At 59.9% G+C, this 277-nt stretch carries 1 protein-coding gene; it reads left to right on the plus strand.

The window, feature by feature from the left end:
• The coding region (locus tag KVS69_RS19465) for a hypothetical protein (RefSeq protein WP_217539608.1) at nucleotides 1–277 on the plus strand (277 nt) is incomplete at both ends.

A 277-nucleotide genomic window follows, 5' to 3' on the forward strand; every position in this document is an offset into this window, starting at 1 on the left:
ATCGTCTTCGCGATTGCTTCCGGGTGGGGTTCGTTGCAGACGACCTTATACCAGGGGCTCACCCAGACGCCGGTGTTCCTGAGCACGCTGATGCTGGAGAACATCCGCACCCCTGGCCGCGGAGGTATGTCCGAGCGGACCATCGAACGCGACCTGAACGATTTCTATCGTATTGCTCTGATCGCCGCAGTGAGGGTGTTCGATCAGGAGCCGGTTCTGAATGCCACGCCAAACCCCGACCAGCCGTCCAACCAGCCGCCGCCTGCCAAAAACAAAT

The organism is Stenotrophomonas sp. GbtcB23 (genome assembly GCF_019091045.1).
In the GTDB taxonomy this organism is placed as follows: Bacteria; Pseudomonadota; Gammaproteobacteria; order Xanthomonadales; family Xanthomonadaceae; genus Stenotrophomonas; species Stenotrophomonas rhizophila_A.